At 70.6% G+C, this 14,035-nt stretch carries 13 protein-coding genes and 2 pseudogenes; 1 reads left to right on the top strand and 14 read right to left on the bottom strand.

The window, feature by feature from the left end:
- The 14 genes and pseudogenes from VGH85_18145 to VGH85_18080 form a co-directional block, all read right to left on the bottom strand.
- The coding region (locus tag VGH85_18145) for an SDR family NAD(P)-dependent oxidoreductase (protein HEY2175730.1) at positions 1-264 on the bottom strand (264 nt) is incomplete at its 3' end.
- A 29-nt stretch (positions 265-293) separates the two neighbouring features.
- The gene (locus tag VGH85_18140) at positions 294-1,238 is read right to left on the bottom strand and encodes a hydroxymethylglutaryl-CoA lyase (GenBank protein ID HEY2175729.1); all 945 of its coding nucleotides are present in this window, start codon (positions 1,236-1,238) and stop codon (positions 294-296) included.
- On the bottom strand, positions 1,235-2,485 hold the full coding sequence (locus VGH85_18135; GenBank protein HEY2175728.1) for an acetyl-CoA hydrolase/transferase C-terminal domain-containing protein: 1,251 nt from the start codon (positions 2,483-2,485) through the stop codon (positions 1,235-1,237). Before VGH85_18135 ends, VGH85_18140 begins: the two co-directional genes overlap by 4 nt.
- Complete coding sequence (locus tag VGH85_18130; GenBank protein ID HEY2175727.1) at positions 2,482-3,660, bottom strand: thiolase family protein; 1,179 nt, start codon at positions 3,658-3,660, stop codon at positions 2,482-2,484. Before VGH85_18130 ends, VGH85_18135 begins: the two co-directional genes overlap by 4 nt.
- A 17-nt stretch (positions 3,661-3,677) precedes the next feature.
- Complete coding sequence (locus VGH85_18125) at positions 3,678-4,427, bottom strand: SDR family NAD(P)-dependent oxidoreductase (GenBank protein HEY2175726.1); 750 nt, start codon at positions 4,425-4,427, stop codon at positions 3,678-3,680.
- Positions 4,427-5,593: an acyl-CoA dehydrogenase family protein gene (locus VGH85_18120; GenBank protein ID HEY2175725.1), complete on the bottom strand. Its 1,167-nt coding sequence runs from the start codon at positions 5,591-5,593 to the stop codon at positions 4,427-4,429. The genes VGH85_18125 and VGH85_18120 overlap by 1 nt, the downstream gene beginning before the upstream one ends.
- A gap of 53 nt (positions 5,594-5,646) precedes the next feature.
- Entirely contained in the window at positions 5,647-6,714 is a 1,068-nt protein-coding gene (locus VGH85_18115; protein ID HEY2175724.1) for an acyl-CoA dehydrogenase family protein, read from the bottom strand.
- A complete protein-coding gene (locus VGH85_18110; protein ID HEY2175723.1) occupies positions 6,714-8,663 on the bottom strand; it encodes an AMP-binding protein in 1,950 nt (649 codons plus the stop codon). The genes VGH85_18115 and VGH85_18110 overlap by 1 nt, the downstream gene beginning before the upstream one ends.
- Position 8,664: 1 nt before the next feature.
- The gene (locus VGH85_18105; protein HEY2175722.1) at positions 8,665-9,849 is read right to left on the bottom strand and encodes an acyl-CoA dehydrogenase family protein; all 1,185 of its coding nucleotides are present in this window, start codon (positions 9,847-9,849) and stop codon (positions 8,665-8,667) included.
- 257 nt (positions 9,850-10,106) lie between these two features.
- Positions 10,107-11,072 carry an electron transfer flavoprotein subunit alpha/FixB family protein gene (locus VGH85_18100; GenBank protein ID HEY2175721.1) on the bottom strand — a complete coding sequence of 322 codons (966 nt, stop codon included), beginning with the start codon at positions 11,070-11,072 and terminating at the stop codon, positions 10,107-10,109.
- A gap of 14 nt (positions 11,073-11,086) precedes the next feature.
- Positions 11,087-11,884 (bottom strand): electron transfer flavoprotein subunit beta/FixA family protein, encoded by a 798-nt coding sequence (locus tag VGH85_18095; GenBank protein HEY2175720.1) that lies wholly within the window; start codon positions 11,882-11,884, stop codon positions 11,087-11,089.
- Positions 11,885-11,902: 18 nt separating this feature from the next.
- A pseudogene (locus VGH85_18090) lies at positions 11,903-12,043 on the bottom strand (enoyl-CoA hydratase/isomerase family protein).
- An 83-nt stretch (positions 12,044-12,126) separates the two neighbouring features.
- Positions 12,127-13,130 (bottom strand): annotated as a pseudogene (locus VGH85_18085) (zinc-binding dehydrogenase).
- Positions 13,099-13,575: a MaoC family dehydratase gene (locus VGH85_18080; protein ID HEY2175719.1), complete on the bottom strand. Its 477-nt coding sequence runs from the start codon at positions 13,573-13,575 to the stop codon at positions 13,099-13,101. The pseudogene VGH85_18085 and the gene VGH85_18080 overlap by 32 nt, the downstream one beginning before the upstream one ends.
- A 273-nt stretch (positions 13,576-13,848) precedes the next feature.
- On the opposite strand from VGH85_18080, the gene VGH85_18075 reads away from it, so the two are divergent.
- Positions 13,849-14,035 (top strand): enoyl-CoA hydratase-related protein (locus VGH85_18075; protein HEY2175718.1); only part of this gene is annotated, 187 nt, incomplete at its 3' end.

Genomic DNA, 14,035 nt, shown 5'->3' with positions numbered 1-14,035 from the left:
GGCGTTGTTCACCACGGCCTCGACCGGACCGAGCGCGGTCTCGACGGCGCGCACCGCCGACTCGACCGAGGCAGTCCGGGTCACGTCGATCTCGACCGCGATCGCGGTGCCACCGGCGGCGGTGATCTCCTTGGCGGCCTGCTCGGCGGCGGTGAGGTTCAGGTCCGCCACGGCGACCCTGAACCCCTCTGCGGCCAGTGCCGCGGCGATGCCCTTGCCGATGCCCTGGGCGGCCCCGGTGACCATGGCGACGCGGTTGCTCATGGGGGTGTCCTCCGGTGTGGTGGTACGGGTCAGGCGACGGCCGGGTGCCAGTGCATCGGCCCGGCGACGAGGGAATGGCTGGTGAGCTTGCGGCCGAGGACCGACTGCGCCTCGCGTGCGGCCTCGATGACGGCTCCGAGGTCCAGGCCGGTTTCGACGCCCATCTCGTGGAACATGCTCACCAGGTCCTCGGTGGCGATGTTGCCGGTCGAGCCGGCCGGCACCGGGCAGCCGCCGAGCTCGCCGAAGCTGGACTCGAAGCTGGTGCAGCCCGCCTCGAGCGCGGCGTACGCGTTGGCCAGACCCTGCCCGCGGGTGTTGTGGAAGTGCGCTGTGACCTCGACCCCGGGCAGACGCTGGATGGCCGTGGCGAAGAACCGCGACGCGTACGCGGGGTTGCACATGCCGGTGGTGTCGCCGAAGCCGATCTCGGTGGCGCCGGCCTCGGCGAACTGCTCGGCGATGTCGAGGACCCGGCCCATCGGGACCTTGCCCTCGTACGGGCAGCCGAACGAGGTGGCGATAACCGCGCAGAACGTGAGGTTCTCGGCGACGATGCGCTTGCCCATCACCGTGACGTCCGCCATGGTCTCCTCGACCGTCCGGTTGATGTTGCGCTGGTTGTGGGTCTGGGACGCGCTAACGAAGAGCGCCACCTCCTCGAACAGGTCACGCACCGCGAGCGCGTTGTCGAGGCCCCGGCTGTTCGGCACCAGCACCATCCGGGCGACGTCGTGCGGCAGGTCGATGCCGCGGAGCACCTCCACGCCGTCGGACAGCTGCGGGATGACATCGGGCCGGACGAAGCTCGCGACCTCGATCCGTTTGAAGCCCGCGCGGCCCAGGGCGTCGATCAGCCGGATCTTGTCCGCGGTCGGGATCGTCTCCGGTTCGTTCTGGAAGCCGTCGCGGGGCCCGACCTCCCGGATGCGCACCCGCCGGCTCTCGCCCTCGCTGCGGTTGTCGTCAGTCACGACACGACCTCCCGGTCCGTGAGGCTCCGCTCGAGCCCCTCTCGATGATGCGGTGCCGCCACTGCGATGAGCCGGCGGGCCCGCTCTGCCACGGTGCACCCGGTCAGCAGCGCGACGCCGTGCTCGGTGACCACCGCGTCGACGTCGACGCGCGCGGTCGTGACGACCCCGCCGCGGAGCGTGGGATTGATCGTCGACTCGCCGCCGGACTCCGCGCGCAACGCGATGACCGAACGGGCGCCGGTCAGCGATGCGGCCCGGCTGAAGTCGACCTGGCCGCCGACGGCGCCGATGTGCACACCGCGCCGCAACTCGGCGCCGACCTGGCCGAGCAGGTCCACCTCGATCGCCGAGTTGATCGACACCAGCGACCTGAGCTGCGACAGCACCGACGGCGCGTGGGTGTAGCTGGCGGGCCTGAACTCGACCGGGAATTCTCGAAGCCGGTTGTACAGGGACGCGCTGCCCAGGGCGGCGCCGGTGACGATCAGTCCCTGGTCGATCTCCTTGCGCGCGCCGGTGACGACGCCCTTTTCCACCAGGGCCGTTACGCCGTCGGTGATCATCCCGGTGTGGAAGCCGAGGTCGGTGTGCCCGGCGAGGGATTCGAGGACCGCGCTGGGCAGCGAGCCGACGCCCAGCTGCAGCGTGTCGCCGTCCTCGACCAAGCTGGCCACGTGATCGGCGATCACCCGGTCCACCGCGTCGGGCGCGCGGGCGGGCGCCTCCCGCAGCGGCCGGTCGGTCTCGACCACGGCGGCGAAGGCCGACAGCGGCAGCCCAGTACTGCCCCTGGTGCGCGGCATCCGGTGGTTGACCTCGGCGATCAGGGTGCGGGTGTGTTTCAGCGCGTCCGCGACGTACTCCACGCCGATGCCGAGCGAGACCAGCCCGTCGGCGTCGGGCGGGGACACCTGCACCAGCCCGACGTCGGATGGGAGCTGACCTCGCTCGAACATCCGGGGAAGCGCGGAGTAGTGGCAGGGCACCACGTCCAGCAGGCCGTGCCGGCTCAGCCGGCGCAGTTCCCCCAGCCCGCCATAGGAGAGCACCGTGAGGGAGTCAGGCAGCGAGTCGGGCAGGTCGCCTGACAGCCGCTCGTTCCAGGTGAGCCCGCAGAACGCGCGGATGGGACCTATGCGGTCGGCCTGCTCCAGCAGGGCGTTGACCAGCGGCTCCGGCTCGGCGCCGCCCTGACCCCACCACACGCCGTCGCCGGCGGCGATGTACCTGCCGAGGTCGATCATGCGTCGATCCGCTGTACCAGGGTGGCCGTGCCGAGCCCGCCGCCGCAGCACATGGTGACCAGCCCGATCTCGGCGTCGCGGCGCTCCATTTCGGCCAGCAAGGTGCCGAACAGACGCGCCCCAGAGGCGCCCACCGGGTGGCCGAGGGCGATGGCACCGCCGTTGACGTTGACCCGCCCCATGTCGGGCTTCAGCTCACGTTCCCACGCCAGGACCACCGAGCTGAACGCCTCGTTGATCTCTACCAGGTCGATGTCGTCGATCGTCATCCGGTTGCGGTCCAGCAGCTTGCGGGTGGCCGGGATAGGGCCGGTCAGCATGATGATCGGGTCGACCCCGACCGTGGTCTGGTCGAGGATGCCGGCCCGCGGGCGAAGGCCGTACCGGTCCGCACCGTCACGGGAGGCGACCAGCACTCCGGCGGCGCCGTCGGAGATCGGGGACGAACTTCCCGCCGTGATCCGCCCGCCGCGTTCCCGGAACACGGTCCTGAGCCCGGCCAGGCTCTCCATCGACGTTCCCGGACGGATCGCCTGGTCGCTGGTCCGCTTCTCCCCGTTCAGCTCGAGCGGGATCATCTCCCGCTCGAACCTCCCCGCGGCCACCGCCTCCGCTGCCAGCCGATGCGACCGCACGGCGAACGCGTCCATCTCTGCCCGGCCGATGTCCCACCGGTCGGCGATCAGCTCCGCGCTCTCGCCCTGCGACACGAAGTCGTACCGCTCGCGCAGCACAGGCGGCCACGGGTCGCCGTACAGCTCGGAGATCTTCGCCGGTGAGCCCATGGGCACGTGGCCCATGTGCTCCACGCCGCCAGCCAGGACGACGTCGTGAGTACCCGAGGCGACGAGCGCGGCCGCCATCTCCACCGCGGTCTGGGCCGAACCGCAGCGGCGGTCGAGCACGGTGGCCGGCACCTCGGCCGGGTAGCCGGCCTGCAGCCAGGCGTTGCGGGCGACGTTGCGCGACTGCTCGCCGAACGGCGCGGTGCACCCGATGACGATGTCCTCGACGGCCTCCGGGGCCAGCCCGGTGCGGTCCAGCAAGGCCGTGTAGACGACGCCCAGCATCTCGTTCGGATGCGTGTCCCGGTACCAGCCGCGCACCGGGTGCGCCTTGCCCATCGGGGTCCGTAGCGCCTCCACGATCAGCGCCTCCCGACCCGACCGGGTCATGGGGCTTTCCTTCGGCATCAGATGACCGTCCCTCCGTCGACCGGCAGGACCTGGCCGGTGATGTACGACGCCGCGTCCGACGCGAAGAAGACGAAGGTGGCGGCGATCTCGTCGGGGTGGGCCCACCGGCCGAGCGGGATCCGGGCGAGCGTCTTGGCGGCCAGCTTCTCGTTGGTGCGGATGTTCTCGGTCATCGCCGTCGCCGCCAGCGGAGCGACCGCGTTCACGGTGATCTGCTTCTTCGCCAGCTCCTTGGCCAGCGACTTCGTGAGGCCGACGACGGCGGCCTTGGCCGCGCCGTAGTTGACCTGGCCGATGGTGCCCACCAGTCCGGCGGCCGAGGTGACGTTGATGATACGGCCGGTGCCGTCCACGGCCAGGAATGGCAGTGCGGCCTGGCTGACGGTGAACGTGCCTCCGACGTGGACGTCGAGCACGAACTGGAACTGTTCGGCCGTCATCTTCGCGAACATCGCCGGCGCGATCACCCCGGCGTTGTTCACCACGACGTGGAGGGTCCCCCCGGTCAGTTCGGCGGCCTGCTCGGCCGCCCGGGCCGCCTGCCCGGCGTCGCGCACGTCGAGCACCGCGGACTCGGCCCGGCCGCCGGCGGACACGATCTCGGCGGTCGCCGCGGCCGCCGCGTCCTTGTCCACGTCGGTCACCAGCACCGCCGCGCCGGCCGCGGCCAGCGCCCTGGCGACCGCCCCGCCGATGCCCTGGCCGGCGCCGGTCACGAGCGCGGAGCGCCCGGCAAGGGAGAACATCAGTAGCTCCTGGGCAGGCCGAGCACGTGCTCACCGAGGAAGTTGAGGACCATCTCCTGGCTGAGCGGGGCAATCCTCAGCAGCCGCGCCTCACGGAAGTACCGCGCGACGTGGTACTCCTCGGAATACCCCATCCCCCCGAACGTCTGCAGCGCCCGGTCCGCCGCCTCGAAGCCGGCGTCGGCGCACAGGTACTTCGTGGTGTTCGCCTCCCTGGCGCACGGCTTGCCGTTGTCGTAGAGCCAAGTGGCCTTGCGCAACGTGAGCTCGGCGGCGTCGAGCCGGGCCAGCGAGTCGGCCAGTGGGAACTGCAGTCCCTGGTTCATGCCGATCGGCCGGCCGAAGACCACCCGCTCGTTGCCGTAGCGCACCGCGCGGCGCAGCGCGACCCGGCCCAGGCCCAGTGCTTCCGCCGCGACCAGCATCCGCTCCGGGTTGAGGCCATCCAGGATGTACCTGAAGCCCTGGCCCTCCTCGCCGACCCGGTGCGCCTCGGGCACGCGCAGGTCGTCGATGAACAGCTCGTTCGAGCTGACCGCATTGCGGCCCATCTTCCTGATCGGCCGGATGTCAACGTGGTCCCGGTCGAGGTCGGTGAGGAAGAGCGTCAGCCCGTCCGTCTTCTTCGTGACGTCCTCGAACCTGGTCGTCCGGGTCAGCAGCAGCACCTTCTCCGACTCCATCGCCTTGGAGATCCACACCTTGCGGCCGTTCACGACGTAGTCCGAGCCGTCCCGCCTGGCGAACGTCGTGATCCGCGTGGTGTCCAGGCCCGCGCCGGGCTCGGTGACGCCGAAGCACACGTGCAGGTCGCCGCTGACGATGCGCGGCAGGTTCTCCCGCTTCATCTCCTCCGACCCGTGCACGATCACCGGGTGCATGCCGAAGATCGACAGGTGCATCGAGCTCGCGCCGTTCATCCCGGCGCCGGAGGCCGACACCTCCTCCAGCAGCAGCGCCGCCTCGGTGATGCCGAAGCCGTGCCCGCCGTACTCCTCCGGAATGGTGATCCCGAGCCAGCCGCCGTCCGCGAACGCCTGGTAGAACTCGGCGGGGAACTCGTGCGCGGCGTCCTTCTCCATCCAGTACTGGTCGTCGAACTTGGCGGCCAGCTCGGCGACCGCGCGGCGGATCGTCGTCTGGTCCTCTGAGAGCTCGAAGTCCACGGCAATCCTCCCTCGTTTCTGGAATGACCATATCAAATGGACTGACCAAAAATCTAGACGGGCACCAGATTGAGTCCCTCGGCGATGCGCTCGTTCCACGTCGTCGGGCCGCCGTACAGGTACTCGTCGAGCTTGGCCCGCTTGTAGAACAGCTGCAGATCGTGCTCCCAGGTGTAGCCGATCGCGCCGTGCAAGGTCAGCGCGCTGTCGGCCACCCGCACGCCAGCGGCGGTGACCTGCGCCTTGACGGCGGCTGCGTGCAGCGCCGACTGCGGACCACCGCCGTCGACCGACGCCGCGGCGAAGTACACCGCCGACCGGGCCGCCTCGACCTCGACCAGGATGGTCGCGGCGGCGTGCTTGACGGCCTGGAACGAGCCGATCGGCACGCCGAACTGATGACGCTGCTTGCTGTACTCGACGGCCAGGTCGAGCATCCGCGCCATGGCTCCCAATGAGTCTGCGGCGACCAGCACGGCGGCACGTGCGGCGCAGCCAGCCAGGAACTCCCGAGCATCGACATCGAGTGGCTCGGACGGCGCGCCCTCGATCACGACGTCGGCCACCGACCGGCTCCGGTCGAGCAGCCGGCGGGTCTGCGCCCGCACTCCGGCCCCCGCCGACGCCAGACGCAGGCGCGGCGAGCCGTCCGGGCCGTCCACCACCGCCACGAACCGCGCCGCCAGGTCACCGGCGAGCACGCGCGGGACCGCCCCGTGCAGGAGCCCCTCACGGTCGATCGTGAGGCGGGGCCCCGCACCGGGGATCGCGTTGGCCGGACAGAGCAATGCCACGTGCTCACCCTCGAAGGCGGCGATGTCCGTCCCCGAGCCGAGCGCGGGTACCGCGAGCGCGGTCGCCAGCCAGGTCGCGGACGGAGCACTCGCCCCGGCGAGCAACTCGGCCGTGAGGGCCAGCTCGACGAGCCCGCCGCCCTGACCGCCCAGGGCTTCCGGCACGCCGACCCCGGCCCATCCGTCGCGGACCAGCCGCCCGGCGAACTCCGCCGCGTCACCGTCACCGAGCCACCGGCGCATCGCCTCGCGTGGGGCCACGTCGGCGAGCCAGGCGCCGAAAGACTGCCGGTAGGCCTCCTGCTCCTCGGACAGCTGCCACCGCATCAGCCCAACTCCTTGACCTGGGACCGGATGTCCTGGACGGCCTCGGGGTTCTCGGCCCCGGACAGATCCCCGGGATCAGTGTCGAGCACGGCCGCGCGGATCGCCCGGCGCATGATCTTGGCCGACCTGGTCTTCGGCAGCTGTCCGACGCGGACCACGCGCGCAGGTGCGAACGGCTTGCCTACCTCGGCGGCAACCAGCGCAGTGAGCCGCGCCGACACCACCCCGTCGTCCCCGTCGCCCCCGCCGCCGTCCGTTGCGCCGGCCCGTCGGACCCAGAAGGCCCAGATCGCCTCGCCCTTCGTCGCGTCCGGGATCCCGACGACCGCGGACTCGGCGACGGCGGCGTCGGTCGCGAGCACCGCCTCGATCTCCGCCGGGGCGACGCGTTTGCCGGCCACGTTCATCACGTCATCGGAGCGGCCGAGGATGAACCAGCCGGTGTCGTCCGCCAGGGCGTAGTCCCCGTGCCGCCACAGGCCGGGGTACGTCGACCAGTAGGCCTCGCGGTACCGCTCGTCGTCCTTCCAGACCCCGCGCGTCATCGACGGCCAGGGCTGGCGGCAGACGAGCTCGCCGACGCTGCCGCGCAGCGACCGGCCGACGTCGTCGACCACGTCGACGTCCATGCCCAGCGCCGGACCGCCCAGGGAGCAGCTGCGGATCTCCTCCACCGGGTAGGGGCACAGGAACGAGCCGCCCACCTCGGTGCCGCCGGAGAAGTTGATGACGGGGACCCGCCCGCCGAAGACGTCCCGGGCCAGCCAATCGTAGGACTCAGGGTCCCAGGGTTCGCCGGTCGATCCCAGGACCCGGACCGAGGACAGGTCACCGGCCGGACGGGTGCCGGCGGCTCGCAACGTCCGGACCAGCGTCGGCGAGACGCCGAGCGTCGACACGCCGTGCCGCTCGACGAGGTCCCAGAGCCGGCTGGTGCCCGGGACGTCGGGGGAGCCTTCGTAGAGCAGCAGGGTGCCGCCGCAGGCGTGCGCGCCGAAGATCGACAGCGGCCCCATGATCCAGCCCATGTCGGTGATCCAGCAGAACGTCCGGCCGGGCGCGAGCTCGAAGCCGTAGGCGACCTCGCTGGCCACCTTGACGAGGAAGCCGGCATGCGTGTGCACCGCGCCCTTCGGCCGGCCGGTCGTCCCGGACGTGTAGGCGAGCAGCAGCACGTCCGACGCCGAGGTCGGCTCGATCTCCAGGTCCGGGTCCGCCGCCAGCAGCTCGGCCCACTCGACGTCGCGGCCGGGCTCGAGCGTGACGGCCTCGCCGATGTTGTCGACCACGGCGACCACCTCTACGTCGGGGCATGCCTTCAGCGCCTCGTCCAGCTGCGGCTTCAGCAGCACGGTACGACGCCGGCGCGTCGTACCGTCCGCGGTGATGACCGCCTTGGCGTCCGCGTCCTGGAGCCGCGAGGCGATCGCGTTCGGGGCGAAGCCGGAGAAAAGCGGGACCACCATCGCCCCGATGCTCGCCACGGCGTACATCGCGACCACCGCCTCCGGCGCCATCGGCAGGTAGATCGCCACGGCGTCGCCCTTGCCGATGCCCCGGGCGCGCAGCCCCGCCCGGACCCGGGCGACCTGGTCGTCGAGCTCGGCGAACGTCAGCCGCCGCACGGTCCCGGCCTCAGCCTCGTGGACGACCGCGGTGGCGCCGGGCGTGACGTCCTTCCAGCGCCCCAGGGCCGCATCGACGATGTTGATCGTGCCGCCGGAGAACCACTCGGGGTACTCGGTGCCGCGGGTGAGGTCCACCACCTGCGAGTACGGCGTGCGGAACTCGATGCCGAGATCGCGGGTGACGGTGTCCCAGAACGCACCGATGTCCGCCACCGACCGGGCCCGCAGCTCGTCCGCGGTGGCGACGCCGAGCGTGCGCATCAGCCGGGCCACGTTGGAGTGATCCAGGTAGTCCCGAGACGGGTGCCAGGTGTAGGTCATGTCATCCCCTCGGCATGCCGAGAATGCGTTCGGCGACGATGTTGCGCTGGATGAACGTCGAGCCGCCTGCGATGGCCGTACCGCGTGCCTGGTTGGCGAGGCGGAGCCACCGGCGGGCGCGGGCGGCCTCCGGCGAGGTGTCGTCGAGCCCGAACTGGCCGGCGAGCGGTTCGAGCGAGAGGCGGAAGTCGGCTAGGTCCTCGACCAGCGGGCAGAAGTACAGCTTGCCGATCGAGGTGACCGGGCCGGGCGGCCCGGCGGCGGCCGCGCCGGAGATCACCCGCTGGCTGATGGTGTGGTGCACCAGGGCCCGCGCCCACAGGTCGGCCACCCGCTGCCGGACGTGCGGGTCGGCGCCGAGCGGGTGGCCCGCGTCGTCCGTCATGAGCCGGATCTCGGCGACGAGGTCGTCGACGGCTTTGGTGGTGTTCACCCTGCCGGTCGCGATGGCGACCCGTTCGAAGGCGAGGGTGCCCATAGCAACGGCCCAGCCCCCGTCGACCTCGCCGACGACGGCATCGTCGGACAGGAACACATCGTCGAGGAAGACCTCGTTGAACTCCGCCTCGCCGAGCATGTGGGCAAGCGGCCGGACCGTGACGCCCTCGCTGCCCATCGGCAGCAGGAAGTAGGTGATGCCCTTGTGGCGGGGCCCACCGCCCGTGCGCGCGAGCAGGATCGCATGGGCCGCGAGCTGGGCCCGGCTGGTCCAGATCTTCTGGCCCTGGATCCGCCAGCCGCCCTCGACCTTCGTGGCCTTCGTGCGCAGCGAGGCGAGGTCAGACCCCGAGTCGGGCTCGGAGAAGAGCTGGCACCAGATCTCCTCACCGGTGAGAATCGGCCGGAGATACCGGTCCTTCTGACGGTCCGTCCCGAAGTGGGCGATGGTCGGGCCGGCGAAGTCCTCGCCGATGATGTTGAGCCGCTCCGGGGCCCCGGCCAGATCGCACTCCTCGCCGAAGATCACCCGTATGCGCTCGTCCAGCCCCTGCCCGCCGTACTCGCGTGGCCAGGTCAGCCCGGTGTAGCCGGCCTCGCAGAGCATGGCCTGCCACTGCCGCCAGAACGGGGCCTTCTCGACCAGGTCGGCGGGCTCGGGCCAGGGCAGCTCGAGAAGGCTCTTCTCTAGCCAGGCGCGCAGGTCGCGCCGGAACTGCGCCTCGTCCGGGGCGTCCGAGAGATCCATCCGTCACCCATCTCTTCGATCCGGTTAAAACTATACTATAGGTCAGACCAAAAGGCTGACCCACGGGGTCTCGCGAGCCTCAGCTGAGCTTCTCCTTGATATCGGCGCGCAGGACGTGCTTCTGGACCTTTCCCGTCGCCGTCACGGGCTGAGGGTCTGGCAGCCGAAGAGCTCGTGTGAGAGTTCGACGATGGCTCCGGGGATCGGGACCCGCGCAGACCCATAGCCGCATGCGTGCCACGATCATGCCGGGTGAGTCAGCCCTTGCGGCTGTTGATATCGTCGGTGGCGTCCGGGAGGACCTTGTGCAGGTCACCGACCACGCCGAAGTCAGCGAGCTCGAAGATCGGAGCCTCGGCGTCCTTGTTGATCGCGACGATCGTCTTCGAGGTCTGCATGCCGGCCCGGTGCTGGATCGCGCCGGAGATTCCAGCCGCGACGTAGAGCTGCGGCGCGACGGTCTTGCCAGTCTGGCCGACCTGGCAGGCGTGCGGGTACCAGCCGCAGTCCACGGCGGCCCGGGACGCACCCACCGCCGCACCGAGGGAATCGGCGAACGCCTCGACCGGGCCGAAGTCCCCGCCGGTGCCACGTCCGCCGGACACCACGATCGCGGCCTCGGTCAGCTCCGGACGACCCGTCGCCTCCCGCGGCCTCGACGCCGTGATCCGCGCGGTCTTCGCCGCGCCCGAGATCGACACGACGATCTCCTCGACCTCCGGCTGCGTCCCGGCGGCCTGCGCGGCCTCGGGGGTGGAGGCGTTCGGCTTGACCGTGATGATCGGCGTGCCCTTGGTCACCGTGGCGTGAACCGTGTAGCTGCCGGCGAACACCGACTGCGTGGTCACCGGGCCACCGTCACCGGACTGCACGTCCACGGCGTCGGTGATCAAGCCGGACTCCAGCTTCACCGCGAGCCGGGCGGCGATCTCCTTGCCCTCCGAGCTCGAGGAGATCAGGATCGCCGTCGGCTCCACTTTCTGCGCCACCTGCTGCAGCGCCTCGGCCTTCGGCGTGACCAGGTACTGCGACAGCTCCGGGTTGGTCAGCGCGATCACCTTCGCCGCACCGTACTCACCCAGCGCGGGCAGGGCCTGCTCGACACCGTCCCCAATGTAGACCGCCACCGGCTCGCCGAGGCGGCGGGCGATGGTGAGGAGTTCCGCGGTGGTCTTGCGGACCGTGCCACCGACGTGGTCGGCGAGAACCAGAATGTTCGACATGACTCGGCTGCTCCTCAGAGGAACTTGTTGCTGGACAGGAACTCGACGAGCTGCGCGGCGCCCGTCCCGTCGGAGTCGGTGACAACCGTGCCCGCGCTCCGCGGCGGCCGCGCGGTCACCCCGGTGACCTGCGACCACGCCACCGAACCGCCGACCTCATCGGCCGACAAGCCCAGATCGGATAGCGCCCAGGTCTGCACCGGCTTCTTCTTCGCCGCCATGATCCCCTTGAACGACGGGTACCGCGGTTCGTTCGCCGCATCCGTCACGCTCAGAACCAGCGGCAACGTGCCCTCGACCGTGTCGCTTGAGACGTCACCGTCTCGGCGGATCCGCACCGTCGAGCCGCCCATGGTCACCTCCGAGCCCAGCGTGACCGCCGGCAGGCCGAGCCGCTCGGCGACCATCGCGGGCACCACGCCCATCGCGCCGTCGGTGGACTCCATCCCGAACACCACTAGGTCGTGCTCCAGCTTGCCCAGCGCCGTCGCCAGCACCAGCGAGGTCGCCACCGCGTCCGAACCCTGGATCGCGTCGTCCACCACGTGCACCCCAGCGTCGGCGCCCATCTGCAGCGCTTTCTTCACCGCATCCGCGGCCTGCTCCGGCCCGACCGTGAGCACGGTCACCTCCGTGCCAGGGCCATCACCGGATCCGGCCTCCTTGATGGCCAGCGCGGCCTCGACAGCGTTTTCGTCCAGCTCCGACAACAACCCGTCGACACCGGCCCGGTCCACCGTGTTGTCCCCGGGGCGGAACCGCCGGTCCGCGGTGGCATCTGGCACGAACTTCACGCAGACGACGATCTTCATGGGTCTCCTACTCTCGTGCTAGCGCACCTTCCAGACGGGGTCGCGCTTCTCGCGAAACGCCGCCACGCCCTCCACGATGTCCTCGGTGGTGAAGGCGAGGGCCAGCTGGGAGCGCAGGGCGGACAGCGCCTCGGGGAGGCTCAGGTCACGCAGGTCGTCGCTGGGGGCGTTGCGGGTGCGGGGCGAGTCGAGGGTCACGAAGGCGACGGCGTGCTCGTCCACCGCGTAGCGCACCAAGCCGGTCATCGCACGGGTCCTTCCGGCGGCGCAGACTGCTCCAGGATGACCTTGCCGAAGCCGCCACCGCTCTCGAGATACCGGTGTGCGGCGGCCGCCTCGTCGAGCGGAAAGACCCGGTCGACGACCGGCGGCGGCACATCGTACTCGTCGAGGAACCGGAGCAGTCCGGCGAAGTCACGTGGACTGCCCATCGTGGTGCCGGGCACGTCGAACTGACCGAAGTAGAACGGCCTGACGTCCAGCGCGACCCGCTCGCCGCGCGTCGCGCCCAGCACGACGAGTCGACCGCCCGGCCGCACGGTCGCGAGCGACGAGCCCCAGGTGCCGACCGAGTCCAGGACAACGTCGAAGCCTCTGCCGCATCCAGACAACTTCTTCGCCGCCGCCGGCCAGTCGGGCTCGTCGTACCGGACTCCTCCGGCGGCGCCCAGTTCACGCGCCCGCTCGATCTTCGCCGCCGACGAGGAGGTGACCACCACCTCGCAGCCGGCTGCGGCGCCGAGCGACACCGCCATCGTCGCGACCCCGCCGCCGGCGCCGAGCACGAGCAGCGACTCCCCCGCGCGCAGTCGTCCCCGGGAAAACAAGGCCCGGTACGTGGTCAGGCCCACCAGCGGCAGCGCCGCGGCCTCGGTCCAGCTCATATTGCGCGGCTTTGGCACGACACACTCGCGCGGGACGCGGACCAGCTCCGCATAGGTGCCGGGCGATGGTCGCCGAGGATCTCCCACCGCGCCCCCGGGGCCGACTCGTCGTCACCCCACCACAGCGACGGCAGCACCAAAACCTCGTCGCCGGTCTCCACGTCGACGCCGGCGCCGTCGGCGCCGGGGACGTGCGGCAGCAGCGAGCCGTACTTGCCCTGCCGAACCAGCACGTCGTGCCAGTTGAGGGCCGAGGCCCTCAGGCAAACGACGGACCATTCCCGGTCCGGGACCGGGTCAGCGAGCTCCGCCGGCTCCAATACCTCCGGGTCACCGAAACGTCTCTGCACGACAGCGCGCATCGGTCACCCCCGGATAGGTCAGGTAGATGGACTCGCCGACCATCGCGGGGCGCTCCTGACCGCGGATCTCGATGCGGAGGGCGACGCGGTACTGTACGCCGCCGTCGTCGCGCCGCGCGGGATCGAGGACCCTCGCGGCGAGCCGGATCTCGCTGCCCACGGGGACCGGCGCCGTGAAGCGCACCTTCTCCACGCCGTAGTTGGTTCCGCGTGCGTGGTCCTTGATCCGCAGCAGCGTCTTGAGCATCGTCGGCACTAGCGACAGCGTGAGGTACCCGTGCGCGATGGTGCCGCCGAACGGGCCACGCGCCGCGCGCTCGGGGTCCACGTGGATCCACTGGTGGTCGTCGGTCGCGTCGGCGAAGGTGTCAACCCGGTGCTGCTCCACCCGGCGCCATGGCGACGCACCAAGGTCCAGCTTGATGACGTCCGCGAGCTCGGCCACGGTCAGTTCGATCGTCATACTATTAGCGCCACTCCTTCGTGAGCCAGCAGGGCGTTCCAGGTCACGGCATTATGGTCAGGCCAAATCGCCGATGTCAAGACGGAGTGCCTGACATCGCCAAGTTCCTTGCTTGATAATGGCCGCTCAACCCACTAGAGTCAAATGGTCAGGCCGAATCCGCCGATCGCGCGACCCACGGCTTAGCGGCGGCCGAGTCGGCGTTCGCCACTGGGGCCGGGCCGGCGTCAGCCAATGAGGAAGGACGAATTATCGATGCACGAATTCACCGACGTGACCTACGAGGTCCAGGACGGCCTAGCCTGGATCACCATCAACCGCCCGGAGCGCTACAACTCCTTCCGCGCGCGCACGGTCGACGAGCTCGTGTTGGCATTCAAGCGGGCCTGGGTCAGCGACGAGGTCGGCGTCATTGCCCTCACCGGCGCGGGCGACAAGGCAT

The organism is Mycobacteriales bacterium (assembly GCA_036497565.1).
Taxonomy (GTDB): Bacteria; Actinomycetota; Actinomycetes; order Mycobacteriales; family QHCD01; genus DASXJE01.
This window is presented reverse-complemented; position numbering and strand designations above follow the sequence as displayed.

Bases quoted from the DNA above. Each gene is read 5' to 3' on its own strand.
- VGH85_18135 (HEY2175728.1), bottom strand. From the start codon at position 2,485: ATGATCGACCTCGGCAGGTACATCGCCGCCGGCGACGGCGTGTGGTGG.
- VGH85_18130 (HEY2175727.1), bottom strand. From the start codon at position 3,660: ATGACCCGGTCGGGTCGGGAGGCGCTGATCGTGGAGGCGCTACGGACC.
- VGH85_18125 (HEY2175726.1), bottom strand. From the start codon at position 4,427: ATGTTCTCCCTTGCCGGGCGCTCCGCGCTCGTGACCGGCGCCGGCCAG.
- VGH85_18115 (HEY2175724.1), bottom strand. From the start codon at position 6,714: ATGCGGTGGCAGCTGTCCGAGGAGCAGGAGGCCTACCGGCAGTCTTTC.
- VGH85_18110 (HEY2175723.1), bottom strand. From the start codon at position 8,663: ATGACCTACACCTGGCACCCGTCTCGGGACTACCTGGATCACTCCAAC.
- VGH85_18105 (HEY2175722.1), bottom strand. From the start codon at position 9,849: ATGGATCTCTCGGACGCCCCGGACGAGGCGCAGTTCCGGCGCGACCTG.
- VGH85_18100 (HEY2175721.1), bottom strand. From the start codon at position 11,072: ATGTCGAACATTCTGGTTCTCGCCGACCACGTCGGTGGCACGGTCCGC.
- VGH85_18095 (HEY2175720.1), bottom strand. From the start codon at position 11,884: ATGAAGATCGTCGTCTGCGTGAAGTTCGTGCCAGATGCCACCGCGGAC.